Genomic DNA, 15,765 nt, shown 5'->3' on the forward strand with positions numbered 1-15,765 from the left:
GGAGAAACCTTATGAAGAGTGCAGTTCTGGGTCTGACTTTTACAGGGTGCATGATACTTTTGGTTGGCTGCACGGCCACCGCGTCTGACAAGTCGAACACCTTCACTTTCACTGCGGATCTACCGAAAAATTTCGCCTACGTGGCAACGGTGAGTTACGTACCCGCCAAAGGCCAGACGTGCGACTTGGCTAAGCGTGACAATCTAAACCCGCAATTCAATCGCGAGTGGCGAAAGGAGTACAAACCGGATTCGCAGATTGAAATACGGCGCTCCAGTAAAGGCTGTGAGCTGGTGATCAATCAGATAGACCTGGAAATCAATGCTACCTATGATGATGATTTCGGAGACATGGGAAGAGACTCGGCGGGACTTTCCGTGCGCGAGGATCTCTTGAACATGGACAAAGGTGTCTTCAACACCGCAGGTGAGAGCGAGTTTTCCGGCCAATGCCAATGGATGTTCCGCACGGCTGGTGGTTTGCGTCGTCTGACAAAAATTCTCGACTGTAAAGCATACGATCAGGCTGGAAAGCCAATACCAGGCAAGCCCTCCGCCGCCTATACCCTGGATCAACTCCCTGGGAAGACCATACGATTGAAAATCAATCTCGCTGATGAAGAGCGACCTTACATGAAGGATACGTGGGTCAAAGTAAGCGATGGTTGGAAGCGCTGCATGGGCAAAGGATTCAAGGATCCGTACGCATTTTGTCGTGGCAATGAGAAGGATTTCAGCACTTTCCTCATGCCAGATGGCCGCAGTTGCACCATTTACCCTGGATGCACCGAAAACAAGGAAGTCACTCCATGACAGTACAGTCTATAAAGACGTGGGAAAAACCATTTTTCAATAACCGCATACACGCCTGCCCTATGAGTGGCCACTCAGTAAGCTTTCAGCTTGTTGATGAGTTTGGGGATGGTAAGCCCTATGCTGGCCTAGCTTACGAAGTCATTGATTATGAAGGCGTTCTATACTCTGGAAAACTCGATGCGAATGGTTCAGGAAAGGTAGATAACCATTACTGTGGCCCTGTCGTGCTGAAAACATGTGAAGAATATGTAGGGGAGGATGATTTCTATACCGCTTTGAGTGGTAGGGGTAGCTATCCGCTGCCTATCACTGAACTTCAAGTTCGCGCCGAGAAAACCCGCTTTTCTAACAAATCTGGTGTTCGGACAAGGTCTAATCCGGCTCAAAGCGAAGCGGACGCATTCTGCCAGGTCGAAGTGAGTGAGCTGGTGAAGCATGCCTGTCATTTACCTCCGATAGTTGACCGCAACTTTCCGCCAAATGAGTACGTGCGCAATCTGATGCAGACGCCTCCAGAGGATGTCGGAGCTGGTGAGTCTGGATTTGGCCCAAAACCAGCCAGGGTGTACGGAATTGGTCTTCTTCCGAATAAGCACCACGTGCTTGAGGTTCGTCCTTTAAGGGCCTTGCGACCTGCGCTGTCAACTGACAGCGAGTTTTGCGCCTTGAACCTTTACCAGCTAGCGCTAATGGCAACATTGAGCTACAGCGATTTCGGTCAGAAACCAGATCTCTTTAAGGTAAAAAGCGACTCAGACGAAGCCTATGTGGTAGAAGCCGATACTGTTAGTTTCCCCTTGCAGCCAAGTGTCGGTAACTGGTTTGGTAACACGCTTTCAAAATTTGAAGAGCTTTGGCAGGTCGATGCGGCCCAAGCAGGCGGAAAAAATTACTATCCGCTCTATGAGGAGGTTGCTTACTCAAAACGGTTGGAGATTGTACCTTTCGATCCAGATCTCTACCCCGAGGTAAATAGACCGAGCCTTGGAGATGATCAGGAGCATCCCGCGAAAATTCATTTCTTCGATGACACAACATCGAAAAATGGTACCGATACTCAAGCGTTCATCACGCACCATGACGAGATCGTCTTGCTTTCTGTCCGAGGCACTGCGAGCACTTCTGATGCATTTCGTGACCTAGATGCTGCCCAGGTTCCTTTTGAGGAAGGTGTAGGCAAGGTTCATAACGGTTTCTATGGATCGGCAAAAGCTGTTATCAACTTTGTGACCAGTTACCTGGATAGATTCCATGTCGGCCAAAAGGTGATTGTTACCGGCCATAGTTTGGGTGGTGCTGTTGCTTTCTTGGTTGCCGAAATGCTTCGGCGCAGGAAGGGTTATGACTATGACATCGTGCTTTATACGTATGGTGCGCCGCGAGCCGTTGATGAGACATTTGCTACTGCCGCTACTGCCTTGATTCATCATCGCACAGTGAATCACACCGACCCGGTGCCTAGTGTGCCAACCACCTGGATGAACACATCAAAGCCGGTTTACATCACAGGAGCTATCGTGACGTTCGTCAACGTACCAATCGGTCTGGCGCTGTTTGGAGGAGGCATTGCTAATTTGACAGGGGAGCCTTATACGCACCACGGCAAGCTGCGCCATTTTATGCCTGTCTCGTTTGCTGATGGGCATAAGTCCTCGATCATATGGGAGCCTGGTTGCGATACGATCACAGAGCATGCAGCATGCACCGTCGCGCTGCAGCAGAAGAGTGGACTTCCGAAGCGTGGCGGAACACTTCGCCAGATTATTGACAACGCCAACCATAAAATGGTTGTGAGCTACATCCCAGCCTGCTGGGCTGTCTTGCGGCGCTACCAGGAATCACAGGAGTTCAAGCGCAGCTTGGTAACCGAGCGTGAATTTCGTTGGGTTGATGACGCTCTGGAGAGTATTAGCCTGCAATTGCAGGCCAAAGAGCGTCAATTCACGATGCAGGCTCTGGAATCTCAAGTCGAAGCGCAAAAGCAGGCATTACGTGATGAAAGAAGTAAGATTCAAGAGACACGTGACCGCTTGGGAACACTTCGATTCACAAAGGCGACTGAAACTCAAGTTTATGGTCTGGCTGCAGCAGTACCTGAGGCCCTAGCGGTAAATCTCGAGCGGTGGAGACTACACGCTATCAACACCACGCTTGAGCAATTGGCGATGGCTCCTCCAGATGCGGACAGTCACGACAGAGCTGTTGCTTCTATCACAGGCGGCCACATAATCGGTGCTCCTAGTCATTTCGACGTCGATTCTTTCGCCTAGATGGTTAGCGCCGATTGAAAATTGACCCAAGACGTGATGAAGGTATCCGGTATCCGCGCCACAAATCCCACTTAGCAAAAAATGAGGAGCTGGTTTAGCGAGGCATCTCTGGTGAGCAGTTCGTATCCGTCCGCCTAAGTTATCAACCAACCCCGCAAAGCCCAGACATCGTGTGCACATAAATTCAGGTGGACACCATGTCTAGCCTTTTAAGCGGGTAAATCATGCAGCCAACACGTCGCGCCTATTCAAAATCGTCCAAGACCCAGGTCATCGACTACAGAGTGGCTGCCAACAACGTCACTCAGTTCATCTACATCGAGAACCAGTATTTCCGCTAACAGGCAAGGTTAGCCTCATGCCACGCCTGCCGTACCCGCTAGAATCAATTCAGCAAACTCCGGGCACAAGAGAACCGGGAGGCAATTGCTTGCGTCCCGGTTTGGTCACTCAGTCGCTGTTGCCTGTGTATCAGGCCTGGCGCTGGTGCTTGTCGATCTGCTCGTGGCGCTCTTGCGCTTCGATGCAATACTTGGTGGTCGGGCTGATCAGCAGACGCTTGAGGCCGATAGGCTCGCCGCTGTCATCGCACCAGCCGAAGGTGTCATCGGCAATGCGCGACAAGGCCATTTCCAACTGGGGCAGCATGCGTTGATCGCGGTCGATCACGTTGACCAGCCAGTGACGCTCTTCTTCAACGGAAGCCGCGTCCGCAGGGTCGGCAGGCGTGTCCAGGCTTTCGATGGCAATACGGCTCTGCTCGATTCGCGCGTGGATCTCGACCTTCATGCCCTGCAACAGCTCGACGAAGAAAGCGTGCTGCTCGGCGTTCATGTAGTCATCGGCCGGCATGGCCAGCAACTTTTCCTTTGTCATTTATTTCTCTATAAAAAAACGTGCATTGAGGAGCGGCTCGACGTTGCCGTACAAACCAGTAATCTCCAAGCGCCACCTGGCACTCAATTTACGAGGGGCGGCAGTCTAAGGCCGGCTCACGGGCTCGGCAACACAATTGAAGGATTTTCGTACAACAATTGCGGTAAAACCCTTTAAACGGGGATGTATAACCCGATCAGCGGGCTGCTTGATGAGGCTCTGACCCACTCAAAGCGTATCGGTTCCTGCAATATCAACAGCGCAAAAGGGCCTGAAAAGGCCCTTTTGCACAAATGATCGAAATCAGCGCTTGGTCTTGCGCTTGTTGCGATATTGATCGATTACCACCGCCGCCACAATGATCAGACCCTTGATGATGTCCTGAACGTAGGCGTCCACGCCAACAAACGTGAAGCCGCTGGCCATTACCCCGAGAATCAGCGCACCGATGACCGTGCCGGTAATTCGCCCGACGCCGCCCGCCAGGCTGGTGCCGCCGATGACTGCCGCCGCGATCGCATCCAGCTCATAGGACATGCCCATGCCCGCCTGGCCGGTTGCGGCTCGCGCCGAGGCAACCACGCCTGCCAATCCGGCCAGCAGCCCGGCGATGCTGTAGACAATGATCAGGTGACGCTTGACGTTGATCCCCGAGGTGCGCGCCGCCTGCATGTTGCCACCAATGGCGTAGGTATATTTGCCGTACTTGGTGTAGCGCAGCGCAATGTGGAAAATGACCGCCACCACCAGAAAGATGATGACCGGCATCGCGCCCTGGCCAATGGCCGTGTAGGAATCAGAGAGCATGCTCACCGGCTGGCCTTCGGTGTAGAAGCGTGCCAGGCCGCGTGCAGAGACCATCATGCCCAATGTGGCGATGAAGGGCGGGATGCCGGTGATCGCGATGATGCTGCCGTTGATGGCGCCGGCCAGCAACCCCACCCCGAGCCCGACCACGATCGGAATCCATACGGGCAGGTCAGTCAGCGAAGGAAACACCGCGCGGGAAAAATCCGAGGTCTGCGCCAGACTCGCGGCAATCATCGCCGACAACGCCAATACCGAGCCGGACGACAGGTCGATGCCCGTGGTGATGATCACCTGCGTGACGCCGATAGCGAGCAGGCCGATGATCGACACCTGAAGAATCATCAGTACCAAACGCTGGGAGTTGAGCAGAAAGCTTTGATCGCGAACGATCCAGCCGAACAGTTCAAAGATCAGGCCTATACCGATCAGCACCAGAAAAATACTCAGCTCGGTCGGCAGCCTTCTTTTTTTTCCGGTCGGCGCCAGGGCCGGCTTGTTTTGCAGAATCGCGTTGCTCATGTTGATTACCCTCTTGTTCTTCTACCGGGCTCTGTGGCGCAAGCTCAATGAACCCGGTGGCCGGAGGCCAGATGCATGACTTTTTCCTGGGTCGCTTCGCTACGGTCGAGAATCCCCATCATTTCGCCTTCGTGCATGACCATGACCCGATCGCTCATGCCCAGCACTTCCGGCAGCTCCGAAGAGATCATGATGACGGCCATGCCTTCGCTGGCCAGCAGCGAGATCAGCCGATAAATTTCCGCCTTGGCACCGACGTCGATGCCGCGCGTCGGCTCGTCGAGAATCAAGACCCTGGGATTGGTCATCAACCAGCGCGCCAACAGGGCTTTCTGCTGGTTGCCACCGGACAGCGTGTCGATGCACTGCTCCAGCGAAGGAGTTTTCACCCGCAGCTTCTTGCACATGTCTTCGCACAGCGCCCGCAATGCTTTCTGCTGCACGAAGCCACTACCCGCATAATTGGCCAAGACGGCCATTTCCATGTTTTCCATGACCGACAGGCACGGAAACAGGCCGGTCAGCTTGCGGTCTTCGGTCAGCAGCGCAAACCCCAGTTCGATGGCCTGATGCGGGTCGCCAATGCGTACCGTCTTGCCATCGAAACGGATCTCGCCACTGTCGCTGGGAGTGATCCCGAACAGGGTCTCGGCCACATTGGTGCGCCCCGAACCCATCAGCCCGGCAATGCCCAGAACCTCACCGGCCCGCAGGTCGAAGGAGACCTGCTGGAAAATGCCTTTCAGGCTCAGGTCACTGACAGAAAGCAGGACATCGCCCGCAGGCTTTTCGCGCTGCGGGAATAATTGGGTCAACTCGCGACCGACCATCATCGAGATCAGGCTGTCGCCATCCATGCTTTCGGCGCGCTGCAGGCCAATGTAGGTGCCATCACGAAACACCGCCACTTCGTCGGCGATCTTGAACACTTCATTCATCTTGTGGGTGATGTAGATGATGCCTTTGCCCTGCGAGCGCAGGTCGGCAATGATTGAAAACAGGTGCTCCACTTCAGTCTCGGTAATGGCCGAGGTGGGCTCGTCCATGATCAGCACGTCCGAATCGTAGGAAACGGCTTTGGCGATCTCCACCATCTGCCGTTCGGCAATGCTCAGGTTGCCCACCAGCTCTTCGGGATCAAGCTTGATGCGCAGACGCTCCAGCAATTGCGCCGTACAGCGGTGCATTTCCCGGTGGTCGACCATGTGCAGGCCATTGAGCTGCTCGCGGCCGATCCAGATATTCTCGGCGATGCTCATGAAGGGCATCAGGTTCAGTTCCTGATGGATCATGGCGATACCCGCCTGAAGGGCTGAAAGCGGGGTGGTAAAGCTGATCGGCTTGCCGCGCAAGCGAATTTCGCCGGTATCGGGCTGGTAGATCCCGGCGATGATTTTCATCAACGTTGACTTCCCTGCCCCGTTCTCGCCCATCAGCGCCAGCACACTGCCGGGACGCAGGCGCAGCTGGACATCGTCGAGCGCGATAACGCCAGGGAAGCCTTTGCTGATATGGCTGATTTCCAGCAGATAGGGGCACTGAGCATCTGGCGTGAGGCCAGCACCATCACTGGACGGCAGATCGGGTTTTGCGGGAGGGCTGGCAGTAGCGGAACCGGACATGATCACAAACTCCTCAGGCGGCAGGCATGGGAGGACATCGCCCTTCCCTCCCTGGCCTGTCGACTGTTGTTATTTGAAAGTGGAGACGTTTTCAGGCGTGATCAGACGATACGGAATGACGATTGCCTGTGGCTCGACTTTGTCTTTTTTGGCCATTTTCACAGCGGCATCAATCGCGCCATCGGCTTGCCCTTTGGCATCCTGATAAACCGATACTGTCAGATCACCTTTGGTCACTGCGTTGAGGCCATCGGGTGTGCCGTCGACACCAGCGACAAACACCTTGCCTTTGTCGACTCCAGCCTGCTTCAGTGCCATCGCAGCACCAATGGCCATTTCGTCGTTATTGGCGAGAACCGCATTGAATTTGCGCCCTTGAGTGAGCCAGTCATTAGTCAGGTCCATGCCTTTCTGGCGCAGCCAGGTGCCGGTCTGCTCTTGGTCGATCTTGATATCAGGGTATTTGGCCAGCACCTCTTTGATGCCCTTGGTGCGGTTTTGCGTGGAGTTGTTGGCCAGATCCCCCAAGAGAATCATCACGCTGCCCTTGCCGCCCATTTTGTCGGCGACATATTGCGCCTGCAGACGGCCAGCCTCGGTGTCGTCGGATGTTACGGTGGCTACGCCTGCTGGCAGCTTGGGGTCATCCGGGCGGCGGTTGACGTAGACCAGCGGAATGCCGGCGGCGACGGCTTCCTTGGTGATACGCGCGGTAGCGGCGGTGTCTACCGGGTTGACGATCAGGGCGTCGACTTTCTTGTTGATGAGTTCCTTGACCTGATCGATCTGCTTGTTGACGTCGGCGCGGGCATCGACAAATTGCAGTGTTACGCCGTCAGACATGCTCTTGGCCTTGGTGCCCATGTCCTGACGCAGGTAGGTCAGCCAGGTGTCGTCGAATTGCGACATGGCCACCCCGACCTTGATATCGGCCAGCGCAGCGCCGCTGCCGAGCATCAATGCCAGGGCGAGTGAGGTGAAAGCAAGCTTGGTTTTCATGAGGGCTCTCCAGATTCTTGTTGTTGTTTGGATCTGATAACCATTTGTCGGGAGCGACAGTAAAGCCAATCAGCGAGGCAGACGAATGCCCGTTGCACCCGGGATGCAGAACAGTTGAGCGTCCTTATGCCGTACGCACATGCCACGGGCGACGATCGTGAGAAATCGCTCCATGAGCCGGATCCAGAATGACGAGGTGACAGAAAGCTTGGCGGGCAAGCCAGAAGTGGGGGTTTTCATCGACAGTACCTATCTTTTGTTTTGTTTTTGTTGGCTTGTTCCCCGTGGCCTGAAAAATGACTTCATGCACGGGTGATTCGATAGTCGGTAACCTGAAAACGACTCTATTGGAAAATATTTTCCAATTCAACTGATTTTAGAATTTTATTCCATTTCATTTTTATTCATTGCAGAAATGCCAAAACCCGACACGTGTCAGGCGTCGGGTTTTGACTAGCGTGCCTTCACTCGGCGTCGGTATGCAGTTCTTGACGCTCCGCGTCACACAGCGGTTCTGCGATGTCAGCTGGATATGTTTACGACTCAAGGCACCTTTTCGCCCCTCGGCGACATACTTTGAAGGATCAAAGTATGCAAAATCCCGGCTCCGTTTCCGGCCCGACTTCGTCGGGTTCCTTCGCCCTGTCACTGATCCGGGGGCCGCCGCAACGGGCCATCCTTGGCCCGGTGCGGCTTGCTCGGCGTCCTGCCTCGCATCCCCCGGATCAGCGCCAGGACTCAGCCGTCACTTACGTCGCAATCCGCGTCGTCAATGCCATCGTGGTTGAAAAGCACATCAAAAACACTGTGGTGCGAGTATGACTATCGTGCCGACGCTCCGCGTGGGCACGCAGTTCTTGACGCTCCGCGTCACACAGCGGTTCTACGATGTCAGCTGGATATGTTTACGACTCAAGGCACCTTTTCGCCCCTCGGCGACATACTTTGAAGGATCATAGTATGCAAAATCCTGGCTCCGTTTCCGGCCCGACTTCGTCGGGTTCCTTCGTCCTGGCACTTACGTCGCAATCTGCGTCGTCAATGCCATCGTGGTTGAAAAGCACATCAAAAACACTGTGGTGCGAATACAACTATCGTGCCGGCGCTCCGCGTGGGCATGCAGTTCTTGACGCTCCGCGTCACACAGCGGTTCTGCGATGTCAGCTGGATATGTTTACGACTCAAGGCACCTTTTCGCCCCTCGGCGACATACTTTGAAGGATCAAAGTATGCAAAATCCTGGCTCCGTTTCCGGCCCGACTTCGTCGGGTTCCTTCGCCCTGTCACTGATCCGGGGGCCGCCGCAACGGGCCATCCTTGGCCCGGTGCGGCTTGCTCGGCGTCCTGCCTCGCATCCCCCGGATCAGCGCCAGGACTCAGCCGTCACTTACGTCGCAATCTGCGTCGTCAATGCCATCGTGGTTGAAAAGCACATCAAAAACACTGTGGTGCGAATACAACTATCGTGCCGGCGCTCCGCGTGGGCATGCAGTTCTTGACGCTCCGCGTCACACAGCGGTTCTGCGATGTCAGCTGGATATGTTTACGACTCAAGGCACCTTTTCGCCCCTCGGCGACATACTTTGAAGGATCAAAGTATGCAAAATCCTGGCTCCGTTTCCGGCCCGACTTCGTCGGGTTCCTTCGCCCTGTCACTGATCCGGGGGCCGCCGCAACGGGCCATCCTTGGCCCGGTGCGGCTTGCTCGGCGTCCTGCCTCGCATCCCCCGGATCAGCGTCAGGACTCAGCCGTCACTTTCGTCGCAATCTGCGTCGTCAGTGCCATCTTCGTAAAAAACACATCAAAAGCATTTCTGTGGCAACTACCTGGCGGCACAGCATTGACTAGCTTGCCGACGCGGAGAATCGGCTCGAGGGTGAGTCATGAGTGTGTATGTCTACAGCACCACAATCCGTCCTTCGCGGGCGCTCAGGCGTGCTGCGTCCATGACCTGCGCCGAGGCGATTGCATCGTGGGGGTTGACCGGGTTGCTGCCCTGCTCGTCCACTGCACGTTGCAGTTGCTGGTAGAACTCAAGCCAGCAGCCCCGCTCCGAGGGCACGCGTTCGCGATGATCGCCCTGCTCGAACCAGCCCCAGCGCCGATGCTCTTCGACGCCCCAGCGCTCGCCTTCGGACCGTGGAGTCAGGCCGGCAAACGCCGCTTCTTCCTGACCGTCCAGCCCGTCGACGCTGTAACACCCCTTCGGGCCACTGACTCGGAAGCGCGGCTTGGGGGTGTTTTGCAGGCAACTGCCGGACAAATGCGAGACCACGCCATTGGCATGGGTCAGCGCGACGAAAAACGTGTGATCAAGCTCTTCGTCGGCGGCGGCGAAGCGCAATTCGCCGTACACCCGCTCGACCGGTCCGAACAGCACCAGCGCCTGATCCACGAGGTGACTGCCCAGGTCGCGCAACATGCCCCCACCGCTGGCCTTGCCGACGGAGCGCGGCGAATAGCGCTCGATGCTGGACTCGAAGCGGCTGATTTCGCCCAACGCATCGTTGTCGATCAGTTTACGCACGGTGAGGAAGTCAGAATCCCAGCGCCGGTTCTGATAAACACTGAGCAGCACCCCGCGCCGCTCGGCAGCCTCCACCAGTTCACGCGCCTGCGCGGCATCATTGGCAAAGGGTTTATCGCTGACCACCGCCACGCCCAGTTCGATAGCCTCCAGAATCAACGCTCGCCGTGATGCCAGCGGTGTGGAAATCACCACCACATCGACCCCGGCAGCCACCAGTTCGGCCAGCGTGTCGAACGTCGCAACGCCGGGATAATCATTGGCGACGTCCTGCTTTCGTTCAGGCGAACGGGTCACCACGCCCGCAAACGTGGCACCGGGCACACTTGAAATCAGCGTCGCATGAAAGTAACGCCCCCCTTTGCCGTAGCCCACCAGCCCTGCTCGCATGGATATCTCCTGTGGTCCATGAACCTCAGGCCGCAGCCATCGGTTGTGTCGTCGCTGCCACTGTATCAGCGCAGCAGCTCACTTTTGACCCGTTCGAGCATGAATCGGCTCGACTCATCGGCGCGCTCTTCCCAGGCAAATACAGCCACCGTGGCGATACCGTCGAACTTGATGTCCCTGAGTGTCGAGAAAAACGCTTCCCAGTTCACCTCGCCCTGGCCGATGTCCAGGTGCTGATGCACGGTCGCCGTCACGCCAGGCGGGTTGACGATGTAGCGCAGGTTGGACGAAGCCCGATGATTATAGGTGTCGGCAATGATCAGGTGCGTGAGCCTGTCGCCTGCGTAGCGCAGCATGGAGGCGATATCCCCCACGCCATCATCGTAGAAAAAAGTGTGGGGCGCAGCGTACAGGTAGTTGATCCAGTCGCGATCGAGCCCGCGAATGATGTCTACCGATTCGTTATTGCGCTCACAGAAATCATAGGGATGTGCCTGAATATCCAGCTTTATGCCTTCGCGCTCGAAATGCGGCATCAGTTCGTCCATCGACTTCATGAACTGGTTCTCGCAGACCAGCGCATGATCGGATTGCCCGCTGAACTCGGTATTCATCAGGTCACAGTCCATTTCCACCGCCACCTCAATGGCACGCTTCCAGTTGCGCACGGCGGCAATGCGCAGGTCTTCATCGGGCGCGGCCCAGTGGTACAGCGGCAGCAGCGAGGAGAGCTTCACGCCCGCGTCGCTCAGGGCCTTGCGAAACTCTCTGATCCGCGCCCGGTCCACGCGTGGATACTTGTAAAACGGCATGAAGTCTTCACGCGGCGACAGCTCGATGTAGTCGTAGCCCAGTTCCGCGGTTTTATCGACCATCGCCCCGAGGGACAGATGGCGATACATGTAAGGGTCCAGTGCAATACGCATGATGCCTCCCTTTTATTCTTGTCGAGAGATGTCCGGGTTGCCGGAAAAACGGTCAGGCATAGAACGCCGGACGCATGGCCAGGGTGATCGGCACCACAGCGCCATTATTCTGTGCCAGTACACAGGCATCGGCGGCCACGGCAGCGGCGTAGCCGTCCCAGGCGGAAGGGCCGTAGATCGTGCCTGCCTTGACGCCGTCGATGAAGTCCTGCAACTCGACGTCATAGGCGGCAATGAAGCGGTCTTTCCAGTCCATCAGAATCGCGTTGGACAATTTGGCCTCCCTGCGCAACTGCACCTGAGAAGGCTCAGGCAGTCTGGCAATGCCGCTCTCGCCAACCACTTCACACTGGATGTCGTAGCCATACTGGCAGTTGACGAACACTTCAACGTCAATGCGCGTGCCGCGGGCGGTTTCCAGCATCACGATCTGCGGGTCTTTCATGTGCGCCAGGGCTTTGCCGCTCTTGCGCGGGAACACTACCTGCACCGAAACGTAGTCGTCATTGAGCAGCCAGCGCAGCACATTGAGTTCGTGAATGAGGGTGTCGGTGATGGCCATGTCGGTCTTGTAATTCTCGCCCACACGCGGATTGCGGTGGGCGCAATGGAGCATCAGCGGCTCACCGATCTGGCCGCTGTCGATCACTGACTTGAGCGCGCGATAGCCCTGGTCATACGGGCGCATGAAACCCACCTGCACCAGACGCCTGCCACTGGCGATCTCGGCTTCGACGATGTGCCGGCAGCCTTCGGCAGTGACCGCCAGCGGCTTTTCGCAGAACACCGGCTTGCCTGCGGCGATGGCCGCCAGCACGTATTCTTCATGGCTGGGGCCCCAGGAGCAGACCAGCACCGCTTCGACATCCGGCGCGGCGATCAATGCGTGCCCGTCGGCATACACTTCGGCGCCAATGCCCAGATCACGCACCACGTTGGCTGCCTGCTCCAGATTGATGTCGGTGACGGCCACCACCTGACTGCCGACCAGTGTCTTGCTGCAACGCCGGATATGATCCTGACCGATTGCGCCTGTGCCGATCACGCCGAGTTTCAATGCCATGTTCAGGTTCCTTTTTTTATTGGTTGTTGCCTGTTATTGGTGGTTGCCGTGAACGGGTCACGGGCGCTGCACGATAAAAGTGATCAGTACTGACGCGCCTTGGCCAGCTCGCGGTTGAGCGTGTCGTACACCTGCGCGGTGGTGCCGGTGGTCGACACTTCGGCGACACCGACCCGCCACCACGACAGGTATTTATGAATCATGGTCTTGGGCAGCACTTTGATGTCGATCAGCGTCGAGACGGTCTGAAGCCGGGCATCGGCGAGCGCCTGGTGCAGCTGCTCGGCGGTACTGACCTTGTAGGTCTTGCAGCCATAGGCCGCGGCGCTCATGGCGAAATCCACCGGCACGAAGTCGCCATCGAGCTTGCCGGTCTGCGGGTTGCGGAAACGGAACTCGGTGCCGAAGCTGTTCATGCCGTGTTCCATCTGCAGGTTGTTGATGCAGCCGAAGGTCATGTTGTCGAGCAACACCACGTTGATCTTGCGCCGCTCCTGAATCGAGGTCGCCAACTCCGAATGAAGCATCATGTAGGAGCCGTCGCCGACCAGCGCGAAGACCTCCCGATGCGGCACCGCGAGCTTGACGCCCAGTGCGGCGTTGACCTCGTAACCCATGCACGAGTAGCCATATTCAACGTGATAGGTATCGACGCCGGTACTGCGCCACGCTCGCTGCAGATCACCCGGCAGGCTGCCGGCGGCGGCAACGATGACTGCATCGGGCGGCAAGCTCTGGTTGAGAATGCCCAGCACGCCGCTCTGGGTCAGGCACGAACCGGTCAGTTCGATAAAGTCACGCAGCACGGCCGGGGCCATGTGGTCGTTGATTTCCGGGACAAAACCTTCGCTTTGGTACTCGACCGCATAAAGGCGATCAACCTCGGCGTCCAGTTCGGCACGCGCCGCCCGTGGCGCGTCGCCCCAGGCAGCCCGATAGTCACTGGCCTGCAACACTTCACTCAACGCCTGCAAGGCGAACTGCGCATCGGCCAGCAACTGCACGCCGTCGAGTTTCTGCACATCGAAAGCGCCGACGTTGATATTGAGAAACTGCACATCCGGGTTCTGGAACAGCCATTTCGACGCCGTGGTGAAGTCGCTGTAACGGGTGCCTACGCCAATGATCAGATCAGCTTCTTTTGCCAGCCGATTGGCCGCCACCGTGCCGGTTTCGCCGATCCCACCCATGTTCAGTGGGTGCGCCGACACGATGGCGCTCTTGCCTGCCTGGGTTTCCGCAAAGGGGATGTCAAAGCGCTCGGCAAAGGCTTGCAGCGCTTCAGCCGCGCCCGAGTAACGCACACCGCCGCCGCAGATCAGCAACGGTTTGCGCTTGCCGGCCAGCAGCTTTAACGCATCGTCAAGCATGGCCTTGCTGGGCGGGCGACGGTCGATACGGTGCACGCGCTTTTGCAGAAAGCTGTCCGGGTAATCGTAGGCCTCAGCCTGCACGTCCTGAGGCAGGGCCAGGGTCACCGCGCCTGTTTCGGCCGGATCGGTCAGCACGCGCATGGCATTGATCGCTGCGCTCATCAGTTGCTCGGGGCGGTTGATGCGGTCCCAGTATTTGCTGACCGCCTTGAAGGCGTCGTTGGTGCTGATACTCAGGTCATGGAACTGCTCGATCTGTTGCAACACCGGGTCAGGCTGGCGGCTGGCATAGACATCGCCCGGCAACAGCAGCAGCGGAATCCGGTTGGCGGACGCCGTTGCCGCGGCGGTGATCATGTTCGCCGCGCCCGGCCCCACCGAGGAGCTGCACGCGTAGATCTTGCGCCGCAGGTGCTGTTTGGCAAAACCGATGGCGGCGTGGCACATGCCCTGCTCGTTACGACCTTGATGAACCACCAGATCGCCGCTGTCCTGCTCCAGCGCCTGGCCGAGGCCCAGCACATTGCCATGGCCGAAGATGGTGAAAATGCCCGCGACGAACTTGCTCTGCACGCCATCGACTTCGACATACTGATTATCGAGAAACTTTACCAGGGCCTGAGCCATGGTCAGTCGGGTTGTACTCATGTTCGCACCTTGTTCTTGTTTGAGGTGGCCAGGGTTTGAGGTGACCTGACGGCTGAAATCAAATCAGTGACGCTGCGAAACAGCTCGTGACAAATGCGCCATGCTCGCCGAGATTGCCTGTGGAATGTCTTCCAGCGCATGGACACTTTCGGCGAACGGCTCGAACGACAGATGCCCCGTATAACCGCTGTCCAGCAATCGTTCGATCTGTGCAGCATTGCCCAGAATGTCAGCCTCCCCTACCAGCACGCGGTGGCCGTCGCGAATGCTGTTGAGGGGTGCCTGTGCATCCTCGACACCGGAGATGTGCACCAGCCCGGTCAGCTCGGGAAACAGCTCGACCTCGCCGGCCAGATGGTGATGAAAGGTGTCGTGAACCAGCCGGTAGACATCCAGCCCACCGACAGCCCTGATCGCATCCACGGCCTGACGCTTGAGGCGCAGGGAACATTCCTCGAAGCCCAGCGGCTCGACGAACCCCAGGATGCCGTGTTCACGGAGAATCGGCGCCAGTGCGGTCAACGCCGTGCGCAACCCGGCGGCACGCTGCGCGCCGTTGCGCGGGTCGGCGCGGTCGTTGAGCGGGCACAGCACCAGCCCTTTGGCACCACAGGCACGTGCGTATTGCGCAAGCTTCGTGGCCTGGGCACTGCGCTCGTCATTCCAGACATCGAACGGGTACAGCGCGTTGATCGAAAGCACCTGTACGCCTTTGGCAGCACACAGATCAGCAACCACCGTTGGCGCGGTGCCGTCTTCGATCTCGATGCCTTTGAGGTCGTTGCGGATTTCGATGGCGTCGGCACCCAGCTTCACAGCCAGATCGACAAATTCCTCAAGCGACAGGCGTGGTGCGACCATTCGATTAAGGGCGAAACGCAGGGGATGACTCATTGTTATTGTTCTCCGCAACATTCCATTGATTG

The 15,765-nt window shown here is 57.2% G+C and carries 12 protein-coding genes; 3 read left to right on the forward strand and 9 right to left on the reverse strand.

Going from position 1 to position 15,765, the window contains the following annotated elements; all coding sequences use genetic code 11:
- Positions 1 to 11: 11 nt before the first annotated feature.
- Together PSPTO_RS18030 and PSPTO_RS18035 are read left to right on the forward strand one after the other, a co-directional pair.
- Complete coding sequence (locus PSPTO_RS18030) at positions 12 to 812, forward strand: lipoprotein (RefSeq protein WP_011104582.1); 801 nt, start codon at positions 12 to 14, stop codon at positions 810 to 812.
- Positions 809 to 3,085 (forward strand): lipase family protein, encoded by a 2,277-nt coding sequence (locus tag PSPTO_RS18035; protein WP_011104583.1) that lies wholly within the window; start codon positions 809 to 811, stop codon positions 3,083 to 3,085. The genes PSPTO_RS18030 and PSPTO_RS18035 overlap by 4 nt, the downstream gene beginning before the upstream one ends.
- A gap of 471 nt (positions 3,086 to 3,556) precedes the next feature.
- Here PSPTO_RS18035 and PSPTO_RS18040 read toward each other — a convergent pair whose 3' ends face one another.
- The 4 genes from PSPTO_RS18040 to PSPTO_RS18055 form a co-directional block, all read right to left on the reverse strand.
- A complete protein-coding gene (locus PSPTO_RS18040; RefSeq protein WP_003380850.1) occupies positions 3,557 to 3,961 on the reverse strand; it encodes a TraR/DksA family transcriptional regulator in 405 nt (134 codons plus the stop codon).
- A 303-nt stretch (positions 3,962 to 4,264) separates the two neighbouring features.
- Entirely contained in the window at positions 4,265 to 5,290 is a 1,026-nt protein-coding gene (locus tag PSPTO_RS18045; RefSeq protein ID WP_003380853.1) for an ABC transporter permease, read from the reverse strand.
- Positions 5,291 to 5,334: 44 nt separating this feature from the next.
- Complete coding sequence (locus tag PSPTO_RS18050; protein WP_011104585.1) at positions 5,335 to 6,912, reverse strand: sugar ABC transporter ATP-binding protein; 1,578 nt, start codon at positions 6,910 to 6,912, stop codon at positions 5,335 to 5,337.
- Positions 6,913 to 6,981: 69 nt separating this feature from the next.
- A complete protein-coding gene (locus tag PSPTO_RS18055) occupies positions 6,982 to 7,911 on the reverse strand; it encodes a sugar ABC transporter substrate-binding protein (RefSeq protein WP_007246965.1) in 930 nt (309 codons plus the stop codon).
- Positions 7,912 to 8,502: 591 nt separating this feature from the next.
- Between PSPTO_RS18055 and PSPTO_RS18060 the strand changes: the two genes are divergently transcribed.
- Positions 8,503 to 8,733, forward strand: a complete 231-nt coding sequence (locus PSPTO_RS18060; protein WP_044390335.1) for a hypothetical protein — start codon at positions 8,503 to 8,505, stop codon at positions 8,731 to 8,733.
- A gap of 1,076 nt (positions 8,734 to 9,809) precedes the next feature.
- Here PSPTO_RS18060 and PSPTO_RS18065 read toward each other — a convergent pair.
- From PSPTO_RS18065 to PSPTO_RS18085, 5 genes are all read right to left on the reverse strand, one after another.
- The gene (locus PSPTO_RS18065; protein WP_005765006.1) at positions 9,810 to 10,829 is read right to left on the reverse strand and encodes a Gfo/Idh/MocA family protein; all 1,020 of its coding nucleotides are present in this window, start codon (positions 10,827 to 10,829) and stop codon (positions 9,810 to 9,812) included.
- A 65-nt stretch (positions 10,830 to 10,894) separates the two neighbouring features.
- Positions 10,895 to 11,755: a sugar phosphate isomerase/epimerase family protein gene (locus tag PSPTO_RS18070; RefSeq protein ID WP_007245364.1), complete on the reverse strand. Its 861-nt coding sequence runs from the start codon at positions 11,753 to 11,755 to the stop codon at positions 10,895 to 10,897.
- Positions 11,756 to 11,807: 52 nt separating this feature from the next.
- The gene (locus PSPTO_RS18075) at positions 11,808 to 12,818 is read right to left on the reverse strand and encodes a Gfo/Idh/MocA family oxidoreductase (RefSeq protein ID WP_005765011.1); all 1,011 of its coding nucleotides are present in this window, start codon (positions 12,816 to 12,818) and stop codon (positions 11,808 to 11,810) included.
- 83 nt (positions 12,819 to 12,901) lie between these two features.
- The gene (gene iolD / locus PSPTO_RS18080; RefSeq protein WP_011104587.1) at positions 12,902 to 14,839 is read right to left on the reverse strand and encodes a 3D-(3,5/4)-trihydroxycyclohexane-1,2-dione acylhydrolase (decyclizing); all 1,938 of its coding nucleotides are present in this window, start codon (positions 14,837 to 14,839) and stop codon (positions 12,902 to 12,904) included.
- A gap of 63 nt (positions 14,840 to 14,902) precedes the next feature.
- A complete protein-coding gene (locus PSPTO_RS18085) occupies positions 14,903 to 15,733 on the reverse strand; it encodes a TIM barrel protein (protein ID WP_005765016.1) in 831 nt (276 codons plus the stop codon).
- Positions 15,734 to 15,765 lie beyond the last annotated feature (32 nt).

Origin of the sequence: Pseudomonas syringae pv. tomato str. DC3000, from assembly GCF_000007805.1 — a bacterium.
Classification (GTDB): Bacteria; Pseudomonadota; Gammaproteobacteria; order Pseudomonadales; family Pseudomonadaceae; genus Aquipseudomonas; species Aquipseudomonas avellanae.

What these genes read in the sequence shown, in the direction of transcription:
- PSPTO_RS18030 (WP_011104582.1), top strand. Translation starts at nt 12, where the DNA reads ATGAAGAGTGCAGTTCTGGGTCTGACTTTTACAGGGTGCATGATACTT.
- PSPTO_RS18035 (WP_011104583.1), top strand. Translation starts at nt 809, where the DNA reads ATGACAGTACAGTCTATAAAGACGTGGGAAAAACCATTTTTCAATAAC.
- PSPTO_RS18040 (WP_003380850.1), bottom strand. Translation starts at nt 3,961, where the DNA reads ATGACAAAGGAAAAGTTGCTGGCCATGCCGGCCGATGACTACATGAAC.
- PSPTO_RS18045 (WP_003380853.1), bottom strand. Translation starts at nt 5,290, where the DNA reads ATGAGCAACGCGATTCTGCAAAACAAGCCGGCCCTGGCGCCGACCGGA.
- PSPTO_RS18050 (WP_011104585.1), bottom strand. Translation starts at nt 6,912, where the DNA reads ATGTCCGGTTCCGCTACTGCCAGCCCTCCCGCAAAACCCGATCTGCCG.
- PSPTO_RS18055 (WP_007246965.1), bottom strand. Translation starts at nt 7,911, where the DNA reads ATGAAAACCAAGCTTGCTTTCACCTCACTCGCCCTGGCATTGATGCTC.
- PSPTO_RS18060 (WP_044390335.1), top strand. Translation starts at nt 8,503, where the DNA reads ATGCAAAATCCCGGCTCCGTTTCCGGCCCGACTTCGTCGGGTTCCTTC.
- PSPTO_RS18065 (WP_005765006.1), bottom strand. Translation starts at nt 10,829, where the DNA reads ATGCGAGCAGGGCTGGTGGGCTACGGCAAAGGGGGGCGTTACTTTCAT.
- PSPTO_RS18070 (WP_007245364.1), bottom strand. Translation starts at nt 11,755, where the DNA reads ATGCGTATTGCACTGGACCCTTACATGTATCGCCATCTGTCCCTCGGG.
- PSPTO_RS18075 (WP_005765011.1), bottom strand. Translation starts at nt 12,818, where the DNA reads ATGGCATTGAAACTCGGCGTGATCGGCACAGGCGCAATCGGTCAGGAT.
- iolD (WP_011104587.1), bottom strand. Translation starts at nt 14,839, where the DNA reads ATGAGTACAACCCGACTGACCATGGCTCAGGCCCTGGTAAAGTTTCTC.
- PSPTO_RS18085 (WP_005765016.1), bottom strand. Translation starts at nt 15,733, where the DNA reads ATGAGTCATCCCCTGCGTTTCGCCCTTAATCGAATGGTCGCACCACGC.